General features: G+C 38.4%; 23 protein-coding genes and 1 tRNA gene. 9 read left to right on the top strand and 15 right to left on the bottom strand.

Translation table 11 applies throughout. The features are described from left to right. Window positions 1-6 precede the first annotated feature (6 nt). The gene (locus tag ACIQ32_RS02285) at window positions 7-381 is read right to left on the bottom strand and encodes a DoxX protein (protein ID WP_396194041.1); all 375 of its coding nucleotides are present in this window, start codon (window positions 379-381) and stop codon (window positions 7-9) included. Between the two features lie 178 nt (window positions 382-559). Between ACIQ32_RS02285 and ACIQ32_RS02280 the strand changes: the two genes are divergently transcribed. Beyond that, a complete protein-coding gene (locus ACIQ32_RS02280; RefSeq protein ID WP_396194040.1) occupies window positions 560-1,360 on the top strand; it encodes a TIGR00266 family protein in 801 nt (266 codons plus the stop codon). A gap of 50 nt (window positions 1,361-1,410) precedes the next feature. On the opposite strand, the gene ACIQ32_RS02275 is transcribed toward ACIQ32_RS02280, so the two are convergent. From ACIQ32_RS02275 to ACIQ32_RS02245, 7 genes are all read right to left on the bottom strand, one after another. Further along, window positions 1,411-1,971 carry a type 1 periplasmic binding fold superfamily protein gene (locus ACIQ32_RS02275; RefSeq protein ID WP_396194039.1) on the bottom strand — a complete coding sequence of 187 codons (561 nt, stop codon included), beginning with the start codon at window positions 1,969-1,971 and terminating at the stop codon, window positions 1,411-1,413. A gap of 13 nt (window positions 1,972-1,984) precedes the next feature. Further along, complete coding sequence (locus tag ACIQ32_RS02270; protein WP_396194038.1) at window positions 1,985-4,363, bottom strand: TonB-dependent receptor; 2,379 nt, start codon at window positions 4,361-4,363, stop codon at window positions 1,985-1,987. A 44-nt stretch (window positions 4,364-4,407) separates the two neighbouring features. Further along, window positions 4,408-4,755 carry a hypothetical protein gene (locus ACIQ32_RS02265; RefSeq protein WP_396194037.1) on the bottom strand — a complete coding sequence of 116 codons (348 nt, stop codon included), beginning with the start codon at window positions 4,753-4,755 and terminating at the stop codon, window positions 4,408-4,410. Between the two features lie 166 nt (window positions 4,756-4,921). Beyond that, window positions 4,922-5,911 carry an aspartate-semialdehyde dehydrogenase gene (locus ACIQ32_RS02260; RefSeq protein ID WP_396194036.1) on the bottom strand — a complete coding sequence of 330 codons (990 nt, stop codon included), beginning with the start codon at window positions 5,909-5,911 and terminating at the stop codon, window positions 4,922-4,924. Window positions 5,912-6,078: 167 nt separating this feature from the next. After that, entirely contained in the window at window positions 6,079-6,495 is a 417-nt protein-coding gene (gene mscL / locus ACIQ32_RS02255) for a large conductance mechanosensitive channel protein MscL (protein WP_396194035.1), read from the bottom strand. A gap of 74 nt (window positions 6,496-6,569) precedes the next feature. Next, entirely contained in the window at window positions 6,570-9,014 is a 2,445-nt protein-coding gene (locus tag ACIQ32_RS02250; protein WP_396194034.1) for a bifunctional UDP-N-acetylmuramoyl-tripeptide:D-alanyl-D-alanine ligase/alanine racemase, read from the bottom strand. Between the two features lie 10 nt (window positions 9,015-9,024). Beyond that, window positions 9,025-9,645, bottom strand: a complete 621-nt coding sequence (locus ACIQ32_RS02245) for a thymidine kinase (protein WP_396194033.1) — start codon at window positions 9,643-9,645, stop codon at window positions 9,025-9,027. Window positions 9,646-9,843: 198 nt separating this feature from the next. On the opposite strand from ACIQ32_RS02245, the gene ACIQ32_RS02240 reads away from it, so the two are divergent. Both ACIQ32_RS02240 and rsmI read left to right on the top strand, forming a co-directional pair. After that, a complete protein-coding gene (locus tag ACIQ32_RS02240; RefSeq protein WP_396194032.1) occupies window positions 9,844-10,770 on the top strand; it encodes a hypothetical protein in 927 nt (308 codons plus the stop codon). Continuing rightward, on the top strand, window positions 10,771-11,472 hold the full coding sequence (gene rsmI / locus ACIQ32_RS02235) for a 16S rRNA (cytidine(1402)-2'-O)-methyltransferase (protein WP_396194031.1): 702 nt from the start codon (window positions 10,771-10,773) through the stop codon (window positions 11,470-11,472). Window positions 11,473-11,557: 85 nt separating this feature from the next. Here rsmI and ade read toward each other — a convergent pair whose 3' ends face one another. Beyond that, entirely contained in the window at window positions 11,558-13,180 is a 1,623-nt protein-coding gene (ade, locus tag ACIQ32_RS02230; RefSeq protein ID WP_396194030.1) for an adenine deaminase, read from the bottom strand. A 126-nt stretch (window positions 13,181-13,306) separates the two neighbouring features. On the opposite strand from ade, the gene recJ reads away from it, so the two are divergent. Next, the gene (gene recJ / locus ACIQ32_RS02225; RefSeq protein WP_396194029.1) at window positions 13,307-14,995 is read left to right on the top strand and encodes a single-stranded-DNA-specific exonuclease RecJ; all 1,689 of its coding nucleotides are present in this window, start codon (window positions 13,307-13,309) and stop codon (window positions 14,993-14,995) included. 1 nt (window position 14,996) lies between these two features. Here the strand turns inward: recJ and ACIQ32_RS02220 are convergent, their stop codons facing one another. From ACIQ32_RS02220 to ACIQ32_RS02205, 4 genes are read right to left on the bottom strand one after another with little or no spacing between them, the layout of a single operon-like run. Continuing rightward, the gene (locus ACIQ32_RS02220; RefSeq protein WP_396194028.1) at window positions 14,997-15,749 is read right to left on the bottom strand and encodes a UDP-2,3-diacylglucosamine diphosphatase; all 753 of its coding nucleotides are present in this window, start codon (window positions 15,747-15,749) and stop codon (window positions 14,997-14,999) included. An 8-nt stretch (window positions 15,750-15,757) separates the two neighbouring features. Next, window positions 15,758-16,210: a 6-pyruvoyl trahydropterin synthase family protein gene (locus ACIQ32_RS02215; protein WP_396194027.1), complete on the bottom strand. Its 453-nt coding sequence runs from the start codon at window positions 16,208-16,210 to the stop codon at window positions 15,758-15,760. Between the two features lie 37 nt (window positions 16,211-16,247). Beyond that, entirely contained in the window at window positions 16,248-16,421 is a 174-nt protein-coding gene (locus ACIQ32_RS02210; protein WP_396194026.1) for a hypothetical protein, read from the bottom strand. Window positions 16,422-16,424: 3 nt separating this feature from the next. Next, window positions 16,425-17,189: an enoyl-CoA hydratase/isomerase family protein gene (locus tag ACIQ32_RS02205; RefSeq protein WP_396194025.1), complete on the bottom strand. Its 765-nt coding sequence runs from the start codon at window positions 17,187-17,189 to the stop codon at window positions 16,425-16,427. Between the two features lie 101 nt (window positions 17,190-17,290). Between ACIQ32_RS02205 and ACIQ32_RS02200 the strand changes: the two genes are divergently transcribed. After that, window positions 17,291-17,364 (top strand) — tRNA-Ala (locus tag ACIQ32_RS02200). Window positions 17,365-17,949: 585 nt separating this feature from the next. Beyond that, a complete protein-coding gene (locus tag ACIQ32_RS02195) occupies window positions 17,950-22,419 on the top strand; it encodes a LamG-like jellyroll fold domain-containing protein (RefSeq protein ID WP_396194024.1) in 4,470 nt (1,489 codons plus the stop codon). 102 nt (window positions 22,420-22,521) lie between these two features. On the opposite strand, the gene ACIQ32_RS02190 is transcribed toward ACIQ32_RS02195, so the two are convergent. Continuing rightward, window positions 22,522-23,094 (bottom strand): DUF3109 family protein, encoded by a 573-nt coding sequence (locus ACIQ32_RS02190; RefSeq protein WP_396194023.1) that lies wholly within the window; start codon window positions 23,092-23,094, stop codon window positions 22,522-22,524. A gap of 84 nt (window positions 23,095-23,178) precedes the next feature. On the opposite strand from ACIQ32_RS02190, the gene ACIQ32_RS02185 reads away from it, so the two are divergent. The 3 genes from ACIQ32_RS02185 to ACIQ32_RS02175 all read left to right on the top strand — a co-directional run bounded on the left by ACIQ32_RS02185 (window position 23,179) and on the right by ACIQ32_RS02175 (window position 24,743). Then, entirely contained in the window at window positions 23,179-23,754 is a 576-nt protein-coding gene (locus tag ACIQ32_RS02185) for a MarC family protein (protein WP_396194022.1), read from the top strand. 38 nt (window positions 23,755-23,792) lie between these two features. Further along, window positions 23,793-23,990, top strand: a complete 198-nt coding sequence (locus ACIQ32_RS02180; protein ID WP_396194021.1) for a hypothetical protein — start codon at window positions 23,793-23,795, stop codon at window positions 23,988-23,990. 144 nt (window positions 23,991-24,134) lie between these two features. Beyond that, window positions 24,135-24,743, top strand: coding sequence for an FAD-dependent oxidoreductase (locus ACIQ32_RS02175; RefSeq protein ID WP_396194020.1), 609 nt, complete (start codon window positions 24,135-24,137; stop codon window positions 24,741-24,743). On the opposite strand, the gene ACIQ32_RS02170 is transcribed toward ACIQ32_RS02175, so the two are convergent. Then, the gene (locus ACIQ32_RS02170) at window positions 24,744-26,312 is read right to left on the bottom strand and encodes a S41 family peptidase (RefSeq protein ID WP_396194019.1); all 1,569 of its coding nucleotides are present in this window, start codon (window positions 26,310-26,312) and stop codon (window positions 24,744-24,746) included. Window positions 26,313-26,350 lie beyond the last annotated feature (38 nt).

The following is a 26,350-nucleotide window of genomic DNA, read 5'->3' as shown; positions in this document are numbered from 1 at the left end:
CCCATTTTAATAAAAAAGAGGCTTATATTGTGGCCAACGTTTGTAGATTAGAATAACGTTAAAGGCCAAAATTAATACCGCAATCGGCAAGCCGGATATTCCTAAAAATAAATGAAATAACAATATGTTAATTGAAATTGGTGCTAACAAAATCAAAGCAAACGCTATCCATTTTTTTAACAACAACATAATTCCGATTATCATCTCCAAAACACCTAAAACAGGAAATATATAACCTGTAGCGTTTAACGAACTCATAAATTCTCCGGCAGAACCGGTTGGCGCTTCCATAGGAATAAAGGCAAATAATTTATTGGCGCCAAAAACTAAAAGGGCAAGTCCTAAGGCAATTCTAATAATGGTAGTAAACATGGAATTCATAGGTGGTAGTTTTGAATTAGTAATATGGTAAAAATAACATTAAAAATTTAGAGTTATAGCATAAAAAAAACCAATTTATTAACATATTGTTTGTATTTGTTCATATTCTTTGAATTTTACTTGTAATTGTAACATTATTAAAAATAATTTTACTAATTACACAACTAAAAAATATCTTATGCAAGCTCATGAAATCGATTACCATATTTATGGTGAAGAAATGCAATACGTAGAAATAGAATTGGATCCGCAGGAAATTGTAGTAGCCGAAGCAGGTAGTTTTATGATGATGGACAACGGGATCAAAATGGAAACAATTTTTGGCGATGGTTCCCAACAACAATCCGGTTTGTTTGACAAATTATTATCAGCCGGAAAAAGAGTGCTCACCGGAGAAAGCCTTTTCATGACGGCTTATATCAATTTAAACAACACTAAAAGCAAAGCCTGTTTTGCGTCACCTTATCCGGGCAAAATTGTGCCTATCGATTTAACGCAATTCAACGGTAAATTTATCTGCCAAAAAGATGCCTTTCTGTGTGCGGCCAAAGGGGTTTCGGTGGGAATCGAATTTTCCAGAAAATTAGGCCGCGGATTATTCGGTGGCGAAGGTTTTATCATGCAAAAAATTGAGGGTGACGGTATGGCTTTTGTCCACAGCGGCGGAACCTTAGCCAAGAAAGAATTGGCTTCAGGAGAAATCCTCAAAGTAGATACCGGTTGTATAGTTGGTTTTACCAAAGATGTGGATTATGATATTGAGTTTATAGGCGGCATCAAAAATTCGTTGTTTGGTGGCGAAGGATTGTTTTATGCTACTTTACGCGGACCGGGAACAGTTTATGTTCAGTCGCTGCCATTCAGTCGTTTAGCAGACAGAATCATAGCTTCGGCTCCTAAAGCAGGCGGAAGCAGCAGAGAAGAAGGCAGTTTGCTGGGCGGAATAGGAAGAATGTTAGATGGCGATAACCGATTTTAAATAAAAACGTCCCGAAAATTCGGGACGTTTTTTTTATACAGAAAACGGATTTAGTTAACCGTCACAGCATAAGTCGCCAAAGCATCAGTGGCTCCGCCGGCATTGGTAATGTCGCCCGACGCAACTCCGGCCGCCGATTTATTAGGTAAATGTTTCAAAGTAACGGTTAGGTTTCCGGTACCGGCATTTCCTGTTGTAAAGGTGAAATTTAATCCTATTGGTTTTCCATTAACATCAACATCGGTGTAGGTTATGGTTCCTAAACTTGCCGGAAGTTGGTAAAAAATTTGGTGTTCTTCGCCTTCTGCTTCAACCTCTGTAGTAATGTCCTCAGCAGGAGAGGTTGTTTCATTTAAAAAGGAGACTTCCCCGGCATAAGTTGTATTGGCTGTTAAATTGCCTGAAACATTAACTAAAGGGGCATTTGGTCCGTCGCCATCTAAATCTCTTGACGTTAAGGTAATGACTTGTCCGCCGCTGGTTAAGGTTGTGGTTATTGTAGTGATTACTTCTTCTTCGTTAACCGGACCATTATCGTCATTACTACAAGAGGCCGCAAATAAAGCAGTGGCACATAAAAGAAAAGTTTTTGCTGGGTTTAAATATTTCATGATTTTAAAATTTTTAATAATTAATTTTTAATTGAATTTGAAAGTTTCTGCCTAGTTCATCGGCATAGAAACGTTGTCTGTTTAAATAATCTCTGTATTTCGAATCCAAAAGATTGAATACTGAAAAACCTAGTGTAGCCATCGAATGATCGGCAACTTTGAATTGAAAATCTGAGGTAAAATGCAAAAGATGATAGGCCGGTGGCGGTGTACTGATGTCTACTTCAACCGGAACGAAATCTCCGTTTACAATAATATTGGTAATAAAATTATTGTCGGGAAATTGTGTTTGCCTTAAGACCATTTCGCTTTGTAACTCCATAGTTAAATTGTTCCATTTTTTTTGATGGAATTGAATCCTATTGTTGATAGTCAAAGGAGGCATATCAATAATAGCATCGTCATTGGTATTGTCTCTTCCGTTTACATAAGATAACAACATGCGATGTTGCCAGTGATCATTAATTTGCCATTCTGAATTGAGATCAATTCCCGTCAATAAAGCATTGGTCTGTTGGTATTCCCAAACCGGGAAAGCACCGCGTATAGTAGTCTCAAAACCAACGGGTCTTAAAAACATATACGCTTCAATATAATTCAAAAACGGATTGACATTGATTTTAAAATGAGTCCATTTTTTCTGAATTGAGGTACTGACTTTATTTGACTTTTCTTGTTGTAATCGCAAATCACCTAATTCAATCATACCGCTTGAATGGTGTAATCCATCGCTGAAAAATTCGGAAGGATTTGGATTTCTAACAGCACGGCTAAGGTTGAAATACCATTCATAATCTTTCCCAAAAGAATATTGCGTACCGATACTGGCCGAAAAATTGTGAAAGGTAAATGTAGGCTTGGTCAACCATTGTGTGCCGAAATCACCGGCGATAAAAGTATCGAATTCCGGACTATAGCCGCGTTCTTCCCATCGCGATTTTAAATAGTATTTAGAGGCTTCAATAGTAGAAAAATCATATCGAATACCTGCTTCTACCGAAAAATCATCCGTTATGTGATGATCGGCTATGGTATAAATCCCACCTTCAAACTTATTATAACTCGGAATGAGCGGACGAACTCCGGTATTAGGATTAGCCGCATTGTTTTGATACAAACCTATTACGCCCGATTTGAAATCCCAATCATTCATGCTTAATTTATAATCGGCATTAACCGTATGTGTCATCAAGTTCAAATCTAAAGCCGGTTTGGTGTCAGAAACGCCGGTGCGCAAATCAAATTCTTTACGATTGTTGAATTGAAAAGCATATTGCAAAGCCAAAGATTGTCCTTCTTTGAGGTGATAATTATAATTTAGCTTGGCCAAATGGTGCTGTACTTTCTGTCTCGGATTTTGAATCGAATACGTAAAATCTTCAACCACCGATGGTGTTAGATTGTTAATCGAGTTGTACAAGTCATTCATATTTCCAATGTGTGAAGCACTTAAAATACCCAGGCTTGCATTGTACAAACTGTAATAAGCTGAAAAATCAAATTTTTTACCAATATATTTCAAGTCGCCCGAAAAGTTAGCTTCTCGATTTCCGGTGTTTGACAGTACATAATCAGGAGATTCTCTATCACCGAAGTACTTAAAACTGCCTTGTACATTCCAACTCCAATCGCAAAAATTGCCTTTGTGTAAACTGGTAGATATTGTTCCGCCTCGACCGTTGGATTCAGCGGTCATGATGGTTTTCCCGAAAAGAGTATCTTTTTTGGTACTGAAGGGTTCAATGATAACAATACCGCCAATGGCATCGCCGCCGTATTGCAAACCTGAAGCGCCTTTTAAAACAGTAATCTTTCCGGCGGCATTCACATCAAAGTTGGGCGCATGTTCCATTCCCCATTGTTGGTCTTCAAGTTTTACATTGTTGTTGTAAATCCCAACGCGGCTGCTGTGTAAGCCGTTAATTATAGGTTTAACTACAGTATTGCCACTTTTTAAGACCGAAATACCGGAAACTTCTTTTAATAAATTCCCTAACGATTGACTGCTAAATTTTTCAATAGTTTTCTCTTTGATTTTTTGTTCCGAAATGGAATGATTGAAATAATTGTTTTTGTGTTTAACCACAATTTCTTCCAATTGTTCATTCTTTTGTTTCATCTTAAAATTCATCTCAAGATTTCCATTGATTGTTATAATCGTGTCAATAGGTTTGTATCCAACATGGGTTATTAAAACCTTAGCTGAGCCATTAGGGATATTCCGAATAATAAAGGAACCGTCTTTTTTGCTGTTGGTTGATTTAGACGAAATATGAATATGGCTTTTCTCTAATGCCATATCGTTTTCATCTACTATTTTTCCACTTATGGTGTTTTGACTGTATATGATACCAAAACACAACAAGCAAAAAAACACACTGATTTTTTGCATTTTGTTGTCTGCTGATTCGTTAACACTATGTTTAGGTCAATAAATTAAACAAACGGTGGGCCGCGAAGTAAAAAGGAACTTCCTTGATAAACTAAAATGTTTTCAGAACTATAACCGAAAAGTGATTTAGTATAAATGGATTTGTTAACCAACGAAATGGAAAAATGCTCTGTTTTGACAGAACTGCTGAAAGCAAATTCACAAGTGAAACATTTCTCCAAACCATCATGACCATGATGAAGTTCCGTTTGATGGTCGTGATAAATATGGTGACAGTGATCTTTAGAAAATTGTTTTGCTAAGTGATTAAAGGAGTGCGCCGACTGAAACAATATTGCCAGCAATATCATCAGTCCCATGGCAGCATTTACTATGCGTAATTTTCCTTTCATGCTCACAAAAATAGCGTAAAACAAAATAAAACAAGTCCGATTTTAACAAACTTTAGGATTTGTAAAAACCAGGGCGTTTTTTTTCATTGAAAAAGCCACTAATTACACTAATAATCCGTGGTAATTAGTGTAATCCGTGGCCAATAAAGTAAGTAGCGCGGCTTGGTTAAACTAATTTATTCGCTACTAAATATTCTGCAATCTGAATCGTGTTGGTTGCAGCGCCTTTTCTTAAGTTGTCTGCTACAATCCACATGTTCAATGAGTTCGGCTGACTCTCATCACGACGAATTCTGCCCACAAACACATCATCTTTGCCTTGTGCGAACAATGGCATCGGATAAGTATAAGTGTCGGTATTGTCCTGAACTGTCACACCGTCTGTATGGTGCAATATGTTTCTAATATCGTTGATCTCAAAATCATTGGAGAACTCTACATTCACCGCTTCACTGTGTCCGCCAACCACCGGAATACGGATGGCTGTAGCCGTTACAGCGATAGTTTTATCACCTATGATTTTTTGGGTCTCGCGCACCAATTTCATCTCTTCTTTGGTGTAATCATTCTCTTCAAAAACATCACATTGCGGAATGGCATTACGGTGGATTTGATACTTGTAAGCCATTTCACCTTGAACACCTTCGTATTCATTTTCCAATTGTTGCACCGCTTTCACTCCGGTTCCGGTGATGGATTGGTAAGTAGAAACCACCACGCGTTTGATGTTGTATTTTTTATGCAAAGGCGCTAAAACCATTACCATTTGAATGGTTGAACAGTTGGGGTTAGCGATGATTTTGTCTTCTTTGGTCAATTCTGAAGCATTGATTTCAGGAACCACTAATTTTTTAGTCGGATCCATTCTCCATGCTGATGAGTTGTCAATTACGGTAGTTCCGGCTTCGGCAAATTTGGGTGCCCAATCTAATGAGGTTTGTCCACCTGCCGAAAACAAAGCGATATCGGCTTTCATGTCTACTGCTGTTTGTAAACCTACTACTTTATACTTCTTGCCCTTAAATTCGATTTCCTTACCAACCGACTTTTCGGAAGCTACGGGAATTAACTCGGTTACGGGAAAATTTCTCTCCGCCAATACTTGAAGCATCACTTCACCAACCATACCGGTGGCGCCTACTACAGCAACTTTCATAATAAATACATTTAGATTTAATAAAATTTGAAGTACAAAAGTAATGAGAAAACAATAGCTGTTTTTGTTTTTGCTGAAAAATTATTGAATTCAAAAAGGATACATACCAAAAAAGAAAAACCGCCTCAATTAAGAAGCGGTTTAGTTAGAATATATAGGTAGCGGTACTACTTTTTAAGCAAATCTCTGATTTGAGTAAGTAATTCTTCCTGTGTTGGTCCGGCAGGTGCTGGAGCAGCAGCTTCTTCTTTCTTTTTAGCTTTCTCTGCAGCGCGTAACACTACAAAAATAAAGAACGAAATAATAACAAAGTTAATAATAGCCTGAACCAAATTACCATAGGTAATCACAGCCGCACCGGCTTCTTTGGCTTTGGCCAAACTCTCATAAGAATTCCCGTCAAGCGTAATGAATTTGGTGGTAAAATCAATTCCTCCGGTTAATAAACCAACAACCGGCATGATGACATCATCAACAGCTGAACCAACAATTTTTCCGAAAGCACCACCAATCACAACGGCAGTGGCCAAACTTAATACATCGCCTTTCATCAAAGACGCTTTGAAATCGCTAAAAAATCCCATAATTAATTTATTTTTAGATGGTTATAGTAATACTAAATTAGTTAAATTTTTATATGATTCACAAAAAATTATAACTATTCCCTGAAAAATACCCGTTTTACTCTTTGTGATATTCCGGTCAATATTTCATATGAAATGGTATTCAATTGTTTAGCGATGTAATTCACCGAAGGATTTTCACCAAAAATAATAACCGAATGGCCTTCTTTACAATCAATACCGGTAACATCTACCATCAGCATGTCCATGCAAACACTTCCTACAATTTTAGCTTCCTTGCCATTGATCACAACATAACCAAGGCCATTGCCCCAACTTCTGCGAATACCGTCGGCGTAACCTATGGGAATAGTGGCAATTTTGGTGGTTTTTTCCGCCACAAATCTTCTGCCGTAACCTACGCTTTCGCCTTGGTCAATCGTTCTGATTTGGGAAATAATCGATTTTAAAGTACCTACGTTTTCCAACTGCTTTTGCTCTTCTTCATCGTTGGAAATACCATACAAACCAATGCCTAAACGAACCATATCGTATTGCGCATCGGGATAATTGGAGATTCCTGAAGTATTTAAAATATGGCGAATCGGTTTGATTTTTAATTCGGAAATCAAAAGGGCTGATAGTTTTTCAAATAAAGCAATTTGCGATTGGGCAAAAGCATCGTGTTTCAAATCATCACTTGTAGCCATGTGTGATAAGACGCTTTTAATTTGAACCGTTTCGTTGCCTTTAAGTATTGAAATTAATTCGGCTAAGTTTTCTTCTTCAAAACCCAAACGGTGCATTCCGGTGTCGATTTTTATATGAATCGGGAAGTGTTTTAATTTCTTTTGTTCGGCAATTTTCAGAAAAGCTTTTAATCCTTTAATCGAATAGATTTCAGGTTCCAATTGGTGCTGTATGATGGCCGAAAAACTCGTCGTTTCAGGATTCAACACCATAATCGGCACAGTAATCCCGGCACTCTTTAACGCGATTCCTTCATCGGCAAAAGCCACACCCAAATAGTCTACTTTGTGGTGTTCCAGTAATTTGGCAATTTCAAAGCCACCGTTGCCATAGCCAAACGCTTTGACCATCACCATCATTTTGGTTTTCGGAGCCAATTTCGATTTGAAGAAGTTCAGGTTATGACTTACCGCATTGAGATTGATTTCTAAAACCGTTTCATGCGTTTTCTCCTCGAGCATCGAGACAATTTCTTCAAAGTGAAAATCACGCGCGCCCTTGATTAGAATGGTTTCATTTTCAAAATTCAATCGGTCAAACGCATCGGCAAATTCGGCTACATTTTTAAAAGTAGTGCCGTTAATAAACTTGCTTTTGTACTGCGAAATGGTTTCGCCAATGCCAATCACACGGGTAATTTTGTTGGAAATAATCAATTGCGAAACTTGGGAATACAACTCTTCGTTGTTCAAGCCGCTCTGGAAAATATCCGACAGTATAATGGTTTTCTTTTTGTGTTGCTTTTGGTGTTCTAAAAAATCTAAAGCAATCTTCAGCGACTGAAAATCGGAACTGTAACTGTCATCGATAAGCGTGCAATTATAAATACCGTTTTTGACTTTCAAACGCATTTCTACCGGATACAATTGTGCCATTCGGGTTTGAATCACTTTGTGGTTGTATCCGAAGTAAAGCATCACCATCATACAATGGATGGCATTTTCTACCGAAGCTTGGTCTTGAAAAGGAATGTTAATCGGGAAAGTGTCTTCTTTGTAAGTGACTTGCAATTCGGTCAAGTCTCCTATATTTTTTTTGGTAATGTAAACATCCGCACTTTTATCGTCGGAACACCAACTAAAAGTCTTTATCTTCTGATTTACAAACGCATTAATCGTTTTGTTCTTGTTTAAAATCAAAACATTTACAGAAGTAAAAAGCTTTAATTTCTCTTTGATTTTTTCGGCTACGCTAGGAAAACCTTCATCATGCGCGCTGCCAATATTGGAGAGTATCCCAATGGTTGGGCGAATGATTTTTTGGAGTTTCTCCATTTCGTGCATGGTTGAAATACCGGCTTCAAAAATTCCGAGGTTGTGTTTTTCGTTAATCCCCAAAATGGATAGCGGAACGCCGACTTGCGAATTGTAACTTTTCGGACTTCGGATAATATTATAATCCGGACTCAATAAAAAATTGAGCCATTCTTTAATGATGGTCTTACCGTTGCTTCCCGTTACACCAATGATGGGAAATTCAAATAAGCTTCGGTAGTAAGCGGCAAATTTCTGTAGAGCTTCAAGGGTGTTTTCAACCAACAAAAAATTGGCTTTTTCGGCAAGCGTATCAGGGATATGGTTTACCACAAAATGTTTAACCCCTTTTCCAATCAGTTCTTCAATAAAAGCATGACCATCATTATTAGGTCCGCAAATCGCAAAAAACAATGTGTTTTCGCCATTTTGTAAAGAACGACTGTCGATGGAAATGGAGTCAATCACAGCTACATCATTTTGACCAATCCAGTTGGCTTTAATGATGGGAATGATATTTCGTAGGGTTAGTGTCAAAGGTTTGGATTTACTCTTCTTTAGATAAATGTTCAGGGTCTTTTACTTCCATATTTTCGCGCATGGCTTTGAAATAGGCGGCGCGACTCAAAGGTTCGTATTCTTCAGTTTCGCCTAATAAGACTAACTTATCACTGTCGGTTTTTCGGAAACTGTAATGGGCTAAATTTCCGGTTCGGGTGCAAACAGCGTGCACTTTAGTTACGTATTCGGCAGTTGCCATTAACGCAGGCATCGGTCCGAATGGGTTGCCTTTAAAATCCATGTCTAATCCGGCCACAATTACTCGAATACCTGAATTGGCCAAATCATTACAAACCGCAATGATTTCGTCGTCAAAAAACTGAGCTTCGTCAATACCAACCACATCGCAACCTTGGGCCAAAATACGAATATTGGCTGCCGCCGGTACTGGAGTTGAGCGAATTTCGTTTTTATTGTGTGAAACCACCATTTCTTCATCGTAGCGCGTGTCAATAGAAGGTTTGAAAATTTCCACCTTTTGTTTGGCAAACTGAGCGCGCTTCAATCGGCGAATCAACTCTTCGGTTTTACCCGAAAACATCGATCCGCAAACGACTTCAATCCACCCAAACTGTTCTTTATGATTTACTGTATTTTCGAGAAACATTTTGTATTTTTCTTGCGCTAAAAATGAATAGTTTTTATTACTTTGTAACGAAAACCAATCGACCTGAATAATTGCTATTTTTACGTCGATTCAAATGTAGAAAAATTTTAATTATGGTTACTTCTTCCCGAGGTTAAATAAATGCTTCGGAAGTGAATTAAAAACAAACCAGCTTATTCCATATAATTGCAAACCATCATGAAAAAAAGATTAGAAGCCGAATTAATCAGTATTGCACACCGAATTTTAAAACTCAAAAACAAATCGGAAGTGGATCAATTGTATAAAGAAACCCAAAAATTATACGAAACACTATCGGTTTTAAAATTTTACCAAGACAATTTTGAAGTGCTGCAATCCGATATCGATGCCAATGAACTGGAAGAGAAATTAGAAAGTGCTTTTGAAGTCGAAACTCCTAAGGCTATAATTTCGGAAGTTAAAGCAGAAGTTGAAACAGTAGCGTCAACGGCTGAGGAAACTCTGGCGGAAGAAGAAGCCCAAGAAGAACCGGTGGTAACTGAAGCCGAAATTGAAGCCGAAACCGAAGCCGAGACAATTCTAGCCGAAGCAATAGCCGAAGAAGCAATAGCCGAAGAAGTTGCAGCTAATTCTCCGGAAGCGGAAGAAGAACCAACCGCTACCGAAGCACCGCTTTTTACTCCGATTTTTGAATTGACCGAAGAGGAAGAAGTACTTGCCGAGACTGCTTCAGAGTTAAAACCTGAAACCAAGCACATCGCTCTGGAAGATTTATTAGGAGAGAATTACGTAGATCCGGTTTTTGTTAAGCCCAACGAAGTTTCACTTTTTCAGTCGGAAACAGCCGCGGAAACAGCCGCCGAAGTTGAGGCAGAAGAACCAAAATCGGCCACTACCATAAACAGTGCCTTTGCCAAAACCATCGAAATCGGGTTGAACGACCGCATTGCTTTTGTAAACCATCTTTTTGGGGAAAGCAATGAAGATTTTAACCGAGTGATTTCGCAATTAAATACGTTCGACACTTTAGAAGAAGCCAAAAATTTCTTGAACGAGATGGTGATTCCGGATTATGATTACTGGGTTGGAAAAGAAGACTACATTGAGCGTTTTATGACAGTGGTGGAGAATAAATTCAAATAAATGGCCAAACTTTTCATCGTTCCTACGCCCATAGGTAATTTGGAAGACATGACTTTCAGAGCGATTGCCGTTTTGAAGGAAGTCGATTTGATCTTGGCCGAAGACACACGCACCAGTAGCAAACTCTTGAAGCATTTTGATATTTCGACACACATGCACAGCCACCATATGCACAACGAGCACAAAACGGTGGAAAACATCATCAAACGATTGCAAGCCGGAGAAAATATAGCTTTAATCAGCGATGCCGGAACACCTGCCATTTCCGACCCCGGATTTTTACTCACTCGCGCTTGTGTAGAAAACAATATTGAAGTGGAATGCTTGCCCGGTGCTACGGCTTTTGTACCGGCTTTGGTGAACAGCGGTTTGCCCAACGACCGTTTTGTATTCGAAGGTTTTTTGCCCGAAAAAAAAGGAAGACAAACCCGTTTTTTAACGTTGGCCGAAGAAACCCGAACCATGATTTTTTACGTGTCGCCGCACAAATTGGTCAAAACGTTGGCCGAGTTTGTACAGTATTTCGGCGCCGACCGCCCGGTTTCCGTATCCCGAGAATTGTCTAAACTTCACGAAGAAACCATCCGTGGCACTGCCGCTGAGGTGCTCAAACACTTTGAAAATAAACCACCAAAAGGAGAAATTGTGGCAGTGGTTGGCGGGAAAATAGAAACTAAAGAAAATAAGAAAAACCATGAGTAATTTTTGGGCGTTGCCTCGTTAAATAACGAGGCCGGGTTTTCCGCGCTACACGGTAGCTTGCTCCAACCCCTAACGCGCTATTTCCTTACGCTACCACCAAATCCGTAAACGCAAATTGTTTCCCGCTAAACAATCCTTTGTCCGATAATTTTAAATCGGGGATGACTAGTAAAGCCATAAACGAAAGCGTCATAAAAGGCGCTTTTAAAGTACTGCCTAACTCTTTAGCCATGGCATCAATTTCTTGGTACAAACGTCCGGCTTCCCAACCGTTTTGATCACTCATAATACCGGCTACGGGTAAAGCCAACGATTTTTGCTCGGCACTATTCACCGCACAAATACCACCGGTATTGGCAATGAGTAAATTCACGGCGTTTAAAATGTCTTCATCCGAAGTACCAACTACGACGATGTTGTGACAATCGTGCGCGACCGAACTGGCAATCGCACCCTTTTTCAGCCCGAAATTTTTAATAAAAGCCATCGCTACCGGGGCATTTTCATACCGATTGACTACGGCCATTTTCAACACATCATTCTCTGTATCAGAAACCAACTTACCATCCTCAATTTTAGGCGAACAATGCATTTCATTGGTAATCAATTGTCCTTCCAAAGCTTCAATCACGCGTATGGTTTTGGCTGAACTTGTCACTTGAAAATCGGCTAAAACTTTAGGCGAAGTATTAAAATTATTAGGCTTTTCAAAATCTACATGCTGCACAAAAGATTGCCCGTTTTCAGCCACTAATTCTCCGTTGATGTAGGTTTGTAATACTTTGAAATGCGTCAAATCTTCTACTATTATAAAATCGGCAGCATCGTTGGGTTGTAATAAACCCACATCCATCTTGTAATGTTTCACCGGATTTATACAGGCCATTTGCAGGATTTTGAAAACGTCAAAACCTTTGGCTACCGCACGAGCACACAATTGGTTGATGTGACCTAAAATCAAGTCATCCGGATGCTTGTCATCGGAGCAAAACATCATATTTTCGTAATGGTTAGGCAATAAATCGATTAACGCTTCGAAGTTTTTCGCGGCGCTGCCTTCTCGAACAATCACTTTCATGCCTAAGGACAATTTTTCAGCGGCTTCGTCATAAGTAAAACACTCGTGATCAGTAGTGATTCCGACGGAAATGTATTTTTGAACGGCTTCACCACGCAAACCGGGCGCATGACCGTCAACCGGTTTGTTGTAATGTTTCGCCCAAGCTATCTTTTTCAACACTTCATCATCGTCAAACAACACTCCTGGATAGTTCATCATTTCGGCCAAATAATAAATGTCGGGATGCGCCATCAGTTCTTTAATTTGTTCCGAATCAATCACCGCGCCGGCGGTTTCAAAAAAAGTAGCCGGAACACAAGATGGTGCGCCAAAATGAAACTTCAACGGGACTTTTTTGCCGTTTTCAATCATATAATATACGCCGTCTTTTCCCAATACATTGGCAATTTCATGCGGATCAGAGATAGTACCTACTGTACCGTGCAATACCGCAATTTTAGCAAATTCAGACGGGACCAACATCGAACTTTCAATATGAATATGAGCATCGATAAACCCCGGAAGGATAAAGTTTTGGTTGTCGTGTTGTTTTTCAATAACGGAAACAATTTTTCCGTTTTCCACAGTAACTTCACCCGAGTAAATACGGCGGTTTTCGATATCGACTATTTGACCTTGAATTTGCATTTTCTTTCTAATTTGAATTTCAAAAGTAACGAATAAATACACTAAAACTACACTAAATCTGCCGATGCTTTTGCTATTTTTGTGGTTTACGCTTCGTAATTCCTAATTCGTAATTTCTAATTTATCATGCGCTGGACACTCAAAACACAACCTTCACCGGAAAAAGTCAAAGCTTTAGCGGCCGAACTCAAAGTAGACGAGTTGATTGCTGTGCTTTTGGTTCAGCGCGGAATTGAAACCAATGAAGCGGCACGCCAATTTTTCCGCCCGAGTTTGTCCGATTTGCACGATCCTTATTTAATGAAGGATATGGACAAGGCAGTCACTAGGATAGAATCGGCCATAACTAACGGAGAAAACATTTTGGTCTTTGGCGATTATGATGTAGATGGTACGACAGCGGTTTCTTTGGTGTCGAGTTATTTGAAAAGTTTTTATCCTAATGTAGCGACTTACATTCCGGACCGATATAATGAAGGCTACGGCGTTTCTTATCAAGGGATTGATTTTGCCGACGACAATGAATTTTCATTGATTATTGCCCTGGATTGTGGAATAAAATCGATTGACCATGTGCTTTATGCCAAAGAAAAAAACATCGATTTTATCATTTGTGATCATCATCGACCGGGAGAGTTTTTACCGGAAGCAGTTGCAGTACTCGATCCCAAAAGAGCCGATTGCGCGTATCCGTATGACGAATTATGTGGCTGCGGCGTTGGGTTTAAACTAATTCAAGCCTTGGCACAAAACAGAAACCAAACCATTGAAGATTTAGTGCTTTATTTGGATTTAGTGGCTACGGCAATTGCGGCTGATATTGTTCCGATGACCGGGGAAAACAGGGTTTTGGCTAAGTTTGGGTTGGAAGTGATTAATTCGGTACCGCGTCCCGGCATCAAAGCTTTGATTCAAAATGTAAAGAAAAAAGTGCTGACAATTACCGATGTTGTTTTTATCATTGCCCCGCGTATCAATGCTGCCGGAAGAATCAAACACGGCAATGAAGCGGTGGCTTTGTTAACAGAATACGATTTAGAGCAAGCAGAAATTTTCGCCTCCGAAATTGAGCAACACAACAGCGACCGCAAAGATTTAGACAAGCAAATTACTGCTGAAGCCTTATCGCAAATCACAGAAAACAACGAAACCCAAAAATTTACCACAGTCGTTTACCATGAAAACTGGCACAAAGGCGTTATTGGGATTGTAGCTTCGCGATTAACGGAAACTTATTACCGTCCGACAATAGTGTTTACTAAAAGTGGTGATAAATTGGCAGCATCAGCCCGTTCGGTCAAAGATTTTGACATTTATAATGCTTTGGAAGCCTGCGCCGAACACTTGGAACAGTTTGGCGGACACATGTATGCAGCGGGAATGACCTTGAAAGAAGAAAATTATTTAGCGTTCAAAGAAGCTTTTGAAAGAACCGTGGAAGAAACGATTCATCCGGATTTGCTAACCCCTGAAATTTCGGTAGATGCCGAAATAAATTTGACCGATATCGATGAAAAATTGATACGAATTTTAAACCAATTTGAACCTTTCGGGCCGCAAAATATGACTCCGGTTTTTATGAGCAAGCATTTAAAAGATTCAGGTTATGCCAAAGGAATCGGTGCCGATGAAGACCATTTGAAACTCTTTGTGAAGCAAAACAATTCACCCGGATTTGGCGCTATTGGTTTTGGTTTAGGTAAAAAATTGGATTTGGTCAAAAATCAGCAGCCCTTTGACGCCGTATATTGCATAGACGAAAACGAATTCAACGGAAAGGTTTCAGTACAGCTAAGGTTGAAAGATTTGAGGTAGTTTAATATTTCTTCAAGGAAAAAGTCTCTCCGTCAAAAACACCATAAGTAAAATAGCCAATCCAATCGCCTAAGTTGACGTACTCAGCATTTTCGCCCACTTTTATAGTCATAGGCAAATGACGATGTCCAAAAACCATATAATTGTAGTGTTTGGTTAGCAGTTTTCTTTTGCAGTATTGGATTAACCATTCGTTTTCTTCACCTAAAAACTTTACATCGGCTTCGCCTGAAATGAGCTTGTTTTTCACCGATAAATATTGGGCTAATTTTACGCCAAGATCAGGATGCAACCAACGGAATAACCATTTGGAAAACGGATTGGTAAACACTTTTTTCATCCGTTTATAACCTTTATCTCCGGGACCTTTTCCGTCGCCGTGACCAATTAAAAATGTTTTGCCGTTGAATTCAAATTCCTGATTATCGCGGTAAACCGGAATATTCAGTTCTTTTTCAAAATAGTCATGCATCCACAAATCGTGGTTGCCTACAAAAAAATAAATCGGAATGCCGCTGTCGCGAATTTCGGCCAATTTGCCTAATACACGCACAAAACCTTTAGGCACAACCGTTTTGTATTCGAACCAAAAATCAAACAAATCGCCCAACAAGAAAATGGCCTCAGCATCTTGCTTAACTTCGTCCAACCACGTCACAAATTTTTGTTCACGAGGAAAACTGGCTTCCGCAGTAGGAGCACCAAAGTGTTGGTCGGAAGCAAAATAGATTTTTTTGTTGGATGTAATTTGCATGGGTTTACTTATGAATTATCCGACGCATACCATTCGGCAAAAGAAGTTTCTGTTTCTTGGAGTTTGAGAGAATGCAAGACGATCTCTTTGGGTAATCGGCTTTTTATTTTTTGGGCAAAATCGGTTACCATATTTTCACTGGTAGGTTGGTAATTCACTAAAATTACATGATGACCGCGATTTTTTAACTCGGCTGCCAATTCAACATGGGGTGTGTTTTTATTAAAAACAGTGGCATGGTCAAATACATCTACAATTTCTTCTTTCACAATTTTTTTCAAATCCGAAAAGTCTATTACCATGCCAAACTTTACATTTGAAGCATCGGTAATCGGCTGTCCGATAACGGTCACTGATAATTTATAACTATGACCGTGCACGTTTTTACATTTCCCGTCGTAGCCATAAAGGGCATGACCGGTTTCGAAAGAAAATTGTTTGGTGATTCTGATGTTACTCATGAAAAAAGTTTTATACCGCAAATTTAGTAAAATATAACTACAGCTCGTCTTGTCTTTTTTTGGCTTTGCGATACATTAACCAAGCCAGCCCGGCTAAAACGGCAAACGGTAAAATATAGCCAATCCAAACGCCGACTAGATAGCCGTTATCCGGGGCATTTTTGATTTTTTCATCGATATTAACTTGTTGTAAAAGAGCAATTAGCAGCATGACTTATTTTTTTAATTCGTTGAGCGCATTTTTGGTAAAATCAGAAAGCACTAATTTTCCTGATATTGCGGCGCGTTCGTATAAAAGATTGTCCCAGTTTTCGGTGCCTTCCCAAAATACTTTTTTCATTTCTGCCAGCGCATCCGGATGATAGGAAGCCAGTTTTTTTGCCATAGCAACAGTTGCTTCGGTCAACTCGTTGTAACTGTCGAAAACGTCTCCATAAAGTCCTTTTTCAACCGCCCAATCTGCACTTTGCCAGGAATTGGGTTGTAAGGTTAAAAAGGACATGGCTGTTTTACCTATTTTCCGCGAAACGGCCGGTTCAATTACAAACGGGCCGATACCTATAGCAATTTCTGATAATTTAATGGAAGCGTCTTGGTAAGCATAAGTGAAGTCACAAGCGGAAGCTAAGCCAACGCCACCGCCAACCGCTTTTCCCTGGATTTTTCCGATGATGATTTTAGAGCAGTTGCGCATCGCATTGATTACATTGGCAAAGCCGGAGAAGAATTTTTTGCCTTCTTCCAGATTAGTTATTGAAAGCAATTCCTCGAATGAAGCGCCGGCACAAAAGGTTTTTCCTTCACTTTGCAGTACAATTACATGGACATCGTTATGATTACTAAGGGCATTAAGTTCAAGAGTAAGCTTTTGCAATAAATCACTCGGGAATGAGTTACTGGCCGGATGACTGAAAGTAAGGAAGGCAATTTTATTTTCAATTTGGGTTTGGATAAACCCGGAAGTATTTTCGGCAGACATAAAATGAATATTTAAGGTAAATTTACAACAAATCTCAAAAAAAGATGTGTGTTGAGTTGTTTTTTGTTTGGATAAAATTATATATTTGTCGTCTCAAAAACGGGGATGTAGCTCAGTTGGCTAGAGTGCTTGACTGGCAGTCAAGAGGTCGTGGGTTCGAGCCCCATCTTCTCCACAAAAATTAAACCTCAATCCCAATAAAAAAAGGGTTGAGGTTTTTTTGTTAAAACAAGTGTTAAAACAAATCGTTTCTGATTCTTCCTTTTCTTCAAGTTTTAATGTGTTTAACCTGAATATATTTTTTTAACTTAAAAATTTTTAAACTCTCAAAAGAGGTCTTGAAAATTGTTCATAAAGAATTCAATACTTTCGGGTTAAAGGGAAAACTTAAGGTTTCAACACCAGATGGTGTAATGGACCATGTTTACATTATTTAGGAAAGGATAAGATTGTCTTGTTTGAAATTCAATATTTGCTGCTTTACAAATAATTACATAAGTTTGTATTAATATTCTCTTTAATGAGATTTTTTTATTGTAGAAAAGACTAGCGTTTGCTAAAAAAATCCTGTCATTGGAAGGTCGAAAATTCAAATGAGAACAGGAAGTTGGGGTAAACGCTCACGCAACAGGCGTGAGCTTTGCTTTGCTTTGTTCTCGGGTATTCGACCACCTCAATGACGAGTAAAGCAATTGTCCCACACCTTCTGTTTTTTTATATAACAACTCTTTGGGACGAGAGTGCCTAAATGAATTGTTAAATGAAAAACAAATTACTTCTTTTTTTATTGGGGATTATGGTAATCCCCCAGACAATCTTTTCTCAAGTTCCTTCTTATGTTCCCTCTAATGGATTAGTTGGTTATTGGCCTTTCAGTGGTAATGCTAATGATGTTAGTGGAAACAATCTAAACGGAACTGTGTCAGGTGCATCACTTACGACGGATAGAAATGGACTTGCAAATGCTGCATATTTATTTAATCCAAATACGGCAAGCAATATTACAATTCAGACACAATCTATAACAGGTACTGGTTTACAAAATCAATTTAGTATATCAATGTGGGTAAAGGCCAATAGAGCAGCAAATTATATTGGTGAAAGTTCTTTATGCCCAGGTTCAGTGAGTGTGCCAATGGCAAATTCAAATCAAAATTGGGCATTTGTACCTGGTAATTCTGGTTCGAATTTAGGTGTGGGGTTTTCTATTGGTACTAACGGAATTATGGTAGCTGAACATGCCAATAATATCCTTGTTAGTAGATTAAGTAACTCCTCAACGTACTCAAATTTTGTTCATGTAGTTATTATTTATGACAATTCTAATTCTTATTTGTATGTAAATGGCACATTAGTAAGAACTCGAACAATGTATTGTTCTTCGAATCTTAAAATGGTACCCTCTCTGATTTCTTTAGGTACTTCTTTGTATTCCCCAAATTTTTCTGGGGTTTTAGATGATTTAGGTGTTTGGAACCGTGCATTGACATCAGGTGAAGTTCAACAATTATATACTGCTTGTTTGACCCCAGCTCCAACAGGAAGTGCTTCCCAAACCTTATGTTCAGGTTCCACAGTTGCAAATCTAACAGCAACTGGAACAAATATTAAATGGTATGCTACAAGTACTGGAGGAACTGCTTTAGCTTCAACAACTGCACTTGTTAACGGAACAACTTATTATGCTTCTCAAACAGTTAATGGTTGTGAGAGTACCACGAGATTGGCTGTAACGGTTACTCTAAATAATCCAACAGTTAGTGCTTCCGCTACTACTGTTTGTAGTGGTCAACCCACAACTTTAACTGCCACACCAGGAGTGTCTTCAACCTCTAATTTTTCTGTTGGTTCAATAGGACCAGCAGGAGGATATGTCTTTTATGACAAAGGAAGTGTAACAAATGGATGGAGGTATTTAGAAGCTGCTCCATCAAATATTCAAAATAGTAGTTGGGGCTGTGGAGATGTAAACATTTCTGGAGCAACAAGTTTAGCTATTGGAAGTGGATTGACAAATACCAATGCAATTGTAACTACTTGTACAACTCCTTCAATTGCAGCTAGAAGATGTTTAGACCATTCAGTTAATGGTTATGATGACTGGTATTTACCTTCTCAAAATGAATTTGCCCAAATATATCAAAACCTAATAGTAAATAATTTGGGGAATTTTAATGTCGGACCTATTCCTAGTATGGGAACTTTATATTGGACAAGTTCACAATTAACTGCCGCAAGCGGAAGTCATTGTTGTCTTGAGTGTGGCGGTAATTTTTATCAATATTCAAAAGTATATGAACTATATGTTCGCCCAGTTAGACAATTTGCTTCGGGAACACCCTTTTCCTCTTACCTATGGTCAACTGGAGCAACAACTGCATCTATAAGTGTCAATCCATCAACAACAACTCAATATTGGGTTGATATAACTACAAATGGAGTTACGTGTAGAAAGTTTATAACTATTACTGTTAATTCAACAACACCTGCTCCAACAGGTGATACAACACAAACTTTATGTATAGGTTCCATGTTTGCCAATTTAATATTAACCGGAACTAATATTGAATGGTATGCTACTAGTACAGGAGGAACTCCTTTATCAGGTGTTCTTGAAATTGGAACAACGACGTATTATGCTTCACAAACGGTTAATGGTTGTGAAAGTTCCACAAGATTGGCTGTGACAGTTGTTGTTCAAAATACAATAGTCCCAACATTTACCCAAGTATCTGCAATTTGTTCAGGAGCACCATTATCGCCACTTCCAACAACATCTACAAATGGTATTACTGGTAGCTGGTCACCAGTATTGAATAATACAACTACAACAACTTATACTTTTATACCTATGGTTGGACAATGCGCAGCTACAACCACAATGATTATTACAGTAAATTCACTAACACCTGCTCCAACAGGAAATGCTTCACAAACCTTATGTTCAGGTTCAACTGTTGCAAATCTAACTGCGACTGGAACAAATATCAAATGGTATTCAATTAGCACGGGAGGAACAGCATTGGCATCAACAACGGCTCTTGTAAGTGGAACAACTTATTATGCATCTCAAACTGTTAGTGGATGTGAAAGTACAATAAGATTAGCGGTAACAGTTACTATAAATAATCCAACAGTTAGTGCAACATCTACAACTGTTTGTAGTGGTCAACCAACAACTTTGACTGTATCTGCAGGTACTTCAACGACATCAAATTTTTCTGTTGGTTCGATAGGTCCATCAGGGGGATATGTATTTTATGACAAAGGAAGTGTAACAAATGGATGGAGGTATTTAGAAGCAAGCCCTATAGATAACGGTAGTGACAGTGGAACAGGATGTTATTGTATATCAATCCCAAATACTTCTACCACAATTGGAACAGGAAGAACAAATACAACAAATTGGGTTGGTGCAGGATGTAATGGAGGTTTTATTAATACAGCCATCACTTTTAATATAAATGGCAATACTAATTGGTTTATTCCTTCTAAAGATGAATTAAACTTAATGTATTCAACCTTAAAATTAAATAATCTTGGAAATTTTCAGAATGTACAATATTGGACATCATCACCAGCATCTTATGGAAGTTGTGGAATAGATGGTGGTGCATGGGTTCAAAATTTCTCAAATGGGTCTCAATATTCTGATTATAGGGCAGGATATCAGGGTGCAGGGAATTTACGATTAGTTAGACAATTTGCTACTGGAACTCCCTTTTCCTCTTATCTATGGTCAACCGGAGCAACAACTGCATCTATAAATGTTAATCCAACAGCTACTACTCAATATTGGGTAGATGTTACCACAAATGGAGTGACGTGTAGAAAGTTTATCACAATAACCGTAAATTCAACAACACCTGCCCCAACAGGAAATGCTTCACAAACCTTATGTTCAGGTTCCACAGTTGCAAATCTAACAGCAACTGGAACAAATATCAAATGGTATGCTACAAGTACTGGAGGAACTGTACTAGCATCTACAACTGCACTTGTCAATGGAACTACTTATTTTGCTTCACAGACAACTAATGGTTGTGAGAGTACTACGAGATTAGCGGTAACCGTTTATTTGAACAATCCAACTGTTAGTGCTTCTTCAACTACAGTATGTGGAGGGGCTAATGTTACATTAACCGCAAACAGTAATTTAACATCCTCTCAAATCCAAACAAATGTTAATAATCTTGTTAATTCAGGATTATGGAATTTATTAGTAACATATAATGGACACTACTATCTAAAATATCAATCTACAATGACTTGGCCACAAGCAAAATTATTGTGTGAGCAAAATGGAGGATATATGTACTGTGTCAATTCTCAATTAGAAAACATTAATGTATCAATTCCAATAGCTAATAGTCAAGCATTTGGAAATTTCTTATTAGGACTATATCAAGACACTATTGATGTAAATTTTTCTGAGCCCTCTGGAGGTTGGAAATGGTTGGACGGGTCACAATTGACTTACACAAATTGGGGCCAAAATGAACCAAATAATAATGGTAGCGGTGAAAATTTCAATATTATGGATTGGAATAATAATGGAGCTGTATGGAATGATATTACAGATGTTGTTAACGGAACAGTAATTATGGAATATCCCGGAATTACAACATATCTTTGGTCTACAGGTGAAACTTCACAAACAATTAACCCATCACCTAATCAAACTACTCAATATTGGGTAGATGTTACCACAAATGGAGTGACGTGTAGAAAGTTTATCACAATTAGTGTAAGTGTTACACCACCACCATCAGGCTCGTTTAATCAGACAATGACACAAGGTTCAACATTGTCCAATTTAGTTATTACTGGTCAAAATATACAATGGTATTCTACACCTTTTGGAGGGACACCACTACCATTAAACACTCCTCTTGTAAATGGAACAACCTATTATGCTTCACAAACAATAAACGGGTGTGAGAGTCAAGATAGATTTCCTGTAATTGTTCAAGTTACTTTAGGGAATACAGAATTTGATGATATTCTATTGGTATATAGTCCGAATCCAGTTATCGATATTTTAAATATTAAATCTTCGGTAAATTTAAATTTTGTTACCGTTACGAATGTTATTGGACAATTAGTATCCAATCAACCTTTCAATTCAACCGAAGTTCAAGTTGATATGAATAATTTGCCCACTGGAACTTACTTTGTTATTGTAGAGGCAGACAATAGAAAACAAACCTTTAAAGTGTTGAAGAAATAGTTAGATTTAGTTAAGTAATTAAAACCACAGACATCAAAAATCTGTGGTTTTTCACACCCATCTTCTCCACAAAAAAGCCTGAATCATTGATTCAGGCTTTTTTTATTTCTCGTTCTTCAAGTCTTCGGCTACTTTTTCCAATTCGGCGTACCAATCTTCCCCAAATTTTCTGATCAAAGCTTCTTTGACAAACTTATAAACTGGAACTTGCAATTCTTTTCCAAGGGTACAAGCGTCGTTGCAAATGTCCCAACGGTCGTAATTGACGGCGGCAAATTCACTGAAATCTTTCACACGAATCGGATACAAATGGCAAGAGACCGGTTTTTTCCAGTCGATTATTCCTTGATTGTAAGCTTGTTCAATGCCGCAAAGCGCTGTTTTTCCGTCAAAAATAACATAAGCGCAATCTTTGTTGTCAATTAACGGCGTTTCTAAATCCTGATCGGTGCCGACCACCCAAGTACCTAATCTTTCAATAGCTTCAATACCTTCCTTTCTTAGAAACGGTTTTACTTTCGGATAAATCTCCTCTAAGATTTTGGTCTCTTCTTTACTCAGTGGTGCTCCGGCATCTCCATCAACACAACAAGCACCGTGGCATGCCGAAAGGTTGCATACAAAATCTTTTTCGAGTATATCTTCGGATACTATGGTTTTGCCTAATTGGAACATAAACTAATTTTAAGAAGGCAAAAGTACAAATGAAATTGGCTTAAGTGAATTATTAAAAACTTAATTTTGCAAAAAGTAAGTGTTATGAATTTAGATTTTAGAGAAATAGCAACAGCAACTATGGTGCTTTTTGCTGTGATTGATATCGTAGGAAGCATTCCTGTGATAATTGATTTGAGAACAAAATTTGGTCATATTCAATCCGAGAAAGCATCTTTGGTTTCTGCCGGAATTATGATTGCCTTTCTTTTTGTTGGGGAAAAAATCTTGAAATTAATCGGTATCGATGTCAATTCGTTTGCTGTAGCCGGTTCGTTTGTGCTTTTCTTTTTGGCTTTGGAAATGATTTTAGGCATAAGATTGTACCGCGACGAAGAAGCGAATTCCGCCTCTATTGTTCCCATTGCTTTCCCATTAATTGCCGGTGCCGGAACCATGACGACTTTACTTTCTTTGCGTGCCGAATTCCAATCGATTAATATCATCATTGCCATCTTGTTGAACATTGTATTGGTTTATATCGTATTGAAATCTTCTTCAAAAATCGAAAAAATGTTGAGCAAAAACGGTTTGAGTATTATCCGAAAAGTATTTGGGGTAGTTTTGCTAGCTATAGCTGTTAAATTATTTGCCGCTAATGTTAAAGGACTGTTTGTCTGATTTTAAAAATTAGTATTTTTGCACTATAAATTCAATCCATGAAAATATTTACTACCCTATTAATTGTTGTTGCTTTTGCCCTGATTGCTTTCAATGTGACCATGTTGGATTTCAGTAATTTGTTTGAAGGCGATAGTTTGGTTGCCTTAATCGGAATAGCGGCTGCTTTGTGTGCTATGCTGATTCTTTTGATTTTCAGAATGTCGAAGAAAATTGAAGAGAAGCTAAAAAACTAATTTTTTTTAAATTCCAAATTCAAAGCACCAAATTTCAAATAAAATACAAATCTGAAGTGACAAACCTCAAAGGATTGAATATTGAGATTTAATTTTTGGAGCTTATTTGTAATTAGATTTTTAACATTTGTTATTTCCCTTCCTATGTATGATGTTTTAATTATTGGCGGCGGTGTTTCCGGCATGTCTTGCGCCTTACTTTTAGGTTCTGCTCAGCACAAATCCTTTGCCGCAGATAAAAAAATAGGCATCATTGCACACCAAAAGGCTTCTTCGTTACAAGATGCTTTGTTCAACAACGCTTATGGTATTCCGGCAGGAAAATTAGGTTCGGAATTGTTAACTGAAAGCTTAACTCAGCTTCAAGAATTATATCCGCACATCGACCAGATTTCAGGCGAAAAAGTAATGAAGATTGATGGACAATCCGGAAATTTTACACTGATGACCAATAAGAATTCCTATACTGCAAAAATTGTGGTAATAGGTATTGGAGCGTCTAATCCGTTTACGATTGAGGGTTTGGAGGATTATGTGATGCCACACCAAAAAGTGATTCCCGAAAAAAACCGAATCCAACTTAAAAATTCCGACCACAAAGTAACCGAAGGCATTTACGTTACCGGAACTTTAGCCGGATGGAGAAGTCAATTGGCTATTGCCGCCGGAAGTGGCGCTTCAGTAGCTACTGATATCTTGACACTTTGGAATAACGGCATTCATGTGCAAGTGCACGACAGTGTTCGAAAATAACTATTTTAAAATCGCTTGTAACATTGCATCGTCTTTGAGCAGGATTTGGTAATACTGGTTTTCACCAAATAGTTGACGAGCGAATTCTGCAGACACGTATTTTTTTACCAAAGCATCATTATTAGAAACGCTTACTTCTATACCTGACCGGGTTAAATAAGATTGGAATTTTGTAACTAAGGTTTGGTCATTGTATATTTTGCTTAAAAACATTTTAAAATCTAATCCTCTATAGGCTTTTCTGTTTTGGTCGAGTTGTTCAAAGACAAAATGACCTACTAAGCCCGAGTTGAGAATGTAAGCCAAATTTTCTTCTCCTTTTTTCACCTCTAATGGCACAAAAATATCCGGAACAATACCGCCGCCGCCATAAACAGTGCGCCCTTTTTTAGTTTTGAATTTTAACGAATCTGCGACTTTAATTTTGTCTTTGGCATACAATTCACCACTTTCAAATCGTTTTTCAAAATCGTGGACATAGGTTTCGCTGTCACCTTTGGTATAAGGTTTTTGGATAGAGCGACCGCTAGGCGTATAATAACGGGAAGTGGTCAACCGAACTGCTGAGCCGTCATCAAAGCCCATTTCGCGTTGTACCAAACCTTTCCCGAAAGAACGTCGGCCTACCACAGTGCCTCGATCGTTATCCTGAATGGCACCGGCCAAAATTTCACTGGCAGAAGCCGAGTTTTCATCAATTAAAACGTATACTCTCCCGGTTTCAAAAATACCTTCTTCGGTGGCAAAAGTTTTTTTGATGGTGCCTTTTTTGTTTTTAGTGAAGACAATTAATTCTTTGTCTTTCAACAACTCATCTGCAATTTCAACGGCTTTTTCCAAATATCCACCGCCGTTGTCGCGTAAATCGATGACCAAAGTATTGATACCTTGCTTTTTAAGTTGTTCCAAACCTTCTCGGAATTCGGTGTAAGTGTTCTCGGCAAAGCGATTAATTTTGAGGTAACCGGTGCTCGAGTTGAGTTTTAAATAAGTATCTACACTCTTAATCGGAACCACATCGCGCACTACTGGAATTTTGAGTTTTTTTCGGGCGCTTTTTCTGTAAACTGTGAGTAAAACGGTTGAGCCTTCCTCGCCTTTGAGTTTGTTGAACAAGCTGTCGGTAGGCAATTTTCTACCAAATAGTTTTGATTTATCGGCATACAAAATGCGGTCGCCGGCCAATATTCCTGCTTTTTCGGCCGGACCGTTTTCCAGCGGCCGGACCACGGTAACTGTGTCTTTGTACATGTAAAAATTCACACCAATCCCTACAAAATCGCCACGCATGAGTTCGGCTTCGGTAGATTGTTCACTGGGCGGAATGTAAACCGAATGCGGATCGAGATTGGCCAAAATGCTGTTGACGGTTAAGTCGACTATCGAATCCGAATTCACATCGTCTACATATTCATCATCTATAAAATCGATGAGTTTGTCTATTTTAGCTTTTCTAGCGTTCGCTTTGGATAAAGATCTTTCCGGAAAATTGAGCATACCGCCAATCACTACGCCCAAGGCAACGCAAGAGAACAATAAGAGTGGCAAGTATTTTTCCTTTGATTTCATGATTGGGAAAAGAAATTAAACAAGAAGATTAGGGTTGA

Origin of the sequence: Flavobacterium sp. (genome assembly GCF_044373165.1) — a bacterium.
Lineage (GTDB): Bacteria > Bacteroidota > Bacteroidia > Flavobacteriales > Flavobacteriaceae > Flavobacterium.
The sequence above is the reverse complement of the archived record's forward strand: the minus strand, read 5'-3'. Positions and strand labels throughout refer to the sequence as shown.

What these genes read in the sequence shown, in the direction of transcription:
- ACIQ32_RS02285 (WP_396194041.1), bottom strand. Translation starts at nt 381, where the DNA reads ATGAATTCCATGTTTACTACCATTATTAGAATTGCCTTAGGACTTGCC.
- ACIQ32_RS02280 (WP_396194040.1), top strand. Translation starts at nt 560, where the DNA reads ATGCAAGCTCATGAAATCGATTACCATATTTATGGTGAAGAAATGCAA.
- ACIQ32_RS02275 (WP_396194039.1), bottom strand. Translation starts at nt 1,971, where the DNA reads ATGAAATATTTAAACCCAGCAAAAACTTTTCTTTTATGTGCCACTGCT.
- ACIQ32_RS02270 (WP_396194038.1), bottom strand. Translation starts at nt 4,363, where the DNA reads ATGCAAAAAATCAGTGTGTTTTTTTGCTTGTTGTGTTTTGGTATCATA.
- ACIQ32_RS02265 (WP_396194037.1), bottom strand. Translation starts at nt 4,755, where the DNA reads ATGAAAGGAAAATTACGCATAGTAAATGCTGCCATGGGACTGATGATA.
- ACIQ32_RS02260 (WP_396194036.1), bottom strand. Translation starts at nt 5,911, where the DNA reads ATGAAAGTTGCTGTAGTAGGCGCCACCGGTATGGTTGGTGAAGTGATG.
- mscL (WP_396194035.1), bottom strand. Translation starts at nt 6,495, where the DNA reads ATGGGATTTTTTAGCGATTTCAAAGCGTCTTTGATGAAAGGCGATGTA.
- ACIQ32_RS02245 (WP_396194033.1), bottom strand. Translation starts at nt 9,645, where the DNA reads ATGTTTCTCGAAAATACAGTAAATCATAAAGAACAGTTTGGGTGGATT.
- ACIQ32_RS02240 (WP_396194032.1), top strand. Translation starts at nt 9,844, where the DNA reads ATGAAAAAAAGATTAGAAGCCGAATTAATCAGTATTGCACACCGAATT.
- rsmI (WP_396194031.1), top strand. Translation starts at nt 10,771, where the DNA reads ATGGCCAAACTTTTCATCGTTCCTACGCCCATAGGTAATTTGGAAGAC.
- ade (WP_396194030.1), bottom strand. Translation starts at nt 13,180, where the DNA reads ATGCAAATTCAAGGTCAAATAGTCGATATCGAAAACCGCCGTATTTAC.
- recJ (WP_396194029.1), top strand. Translation starts at nt 13,307, where the DNA reads ATGCGCTGGACACTCAAAACACAACCTTCACCGGAAAAAGTCAAAGCT.
- ACIQ32_RS02220 (WP_396194028.1), bottom strand. Translation starts at nt 15,749, where the DNA reads ATGCAAATTACATCCAACAAAAAAATCTATTTTGCTTCCGACCAACAC.
- ACIQ32_RS02215 (WP_396194027.1), bottom strand. Translation starts at nt 16,210, where the DNA reads ATGAGTAACATCAGAATCACCAAACAATTTTCTTTCGAAACCGGTCAT.
- ACIQ32_RS02210 (WP_396194026.1), bottom strand. Translation starts at nt 16,421, where the DNA reads ATGCTGCTAATTGCTCTTTTACAACAAGTTAATATCGATGAAAAAATC.
- ACIQ32_RS02205 (WP_396194025.1), bottom strand. Translation starts at nt 17,189, where the DNA reads ATGTCTGCCGAAAATACTTCCGGGTTTATCCAAACCCAAATTGAAAAT.
- ACIQ32_RS02195 (WP_396194024.1), top strand. Translation starts at nt 17,950, where the DNA reads ATGAAAAACAAATTACTTCTTTTTTTATTGGGGATTATGGTAATCCCC.
- ACIQ32_RS02190 (WP_396194023.1), bottom strand. Translation starts at nt 23,094, where the DNA reads ATGTTCCAATTAGGCAAAACCATAGTATCCGAAGATATACTCGAAAAA.
- ACIQ32_RS02185 (WP_396194022.1), top strand. Translation starts at nt 23,179, where the DNA reads ATGAATTTAGATTTTAGAGAAATAGCAACAGCAACTATGGTGCTTTTT.
- ACIQ32_RS02180 (WP_396194021.1), top strand. Translation starts at nt 23,793, where the DNA reads ATGAAAATATTTACTACCCTATTAATTGTTGTTGCTTTTGCCCTGATT.
- ACIQ32_RS02175 (WP_396194020.1), top strand. Translation starts at nt 24,135, where the DNA reads ATGTATGATGTTTTAATTATTGGCGGCGGTGTTTCCGGCATGTCTTGC.
- ACIQ32_RS02170 (WP_396194019.1), bottom strand. Translation starts at nt 26,312, where the DNA reads ATGAAATCAAAGGAAAAATACTTGCCACTCTTATTGTTCTCTTGCGTT.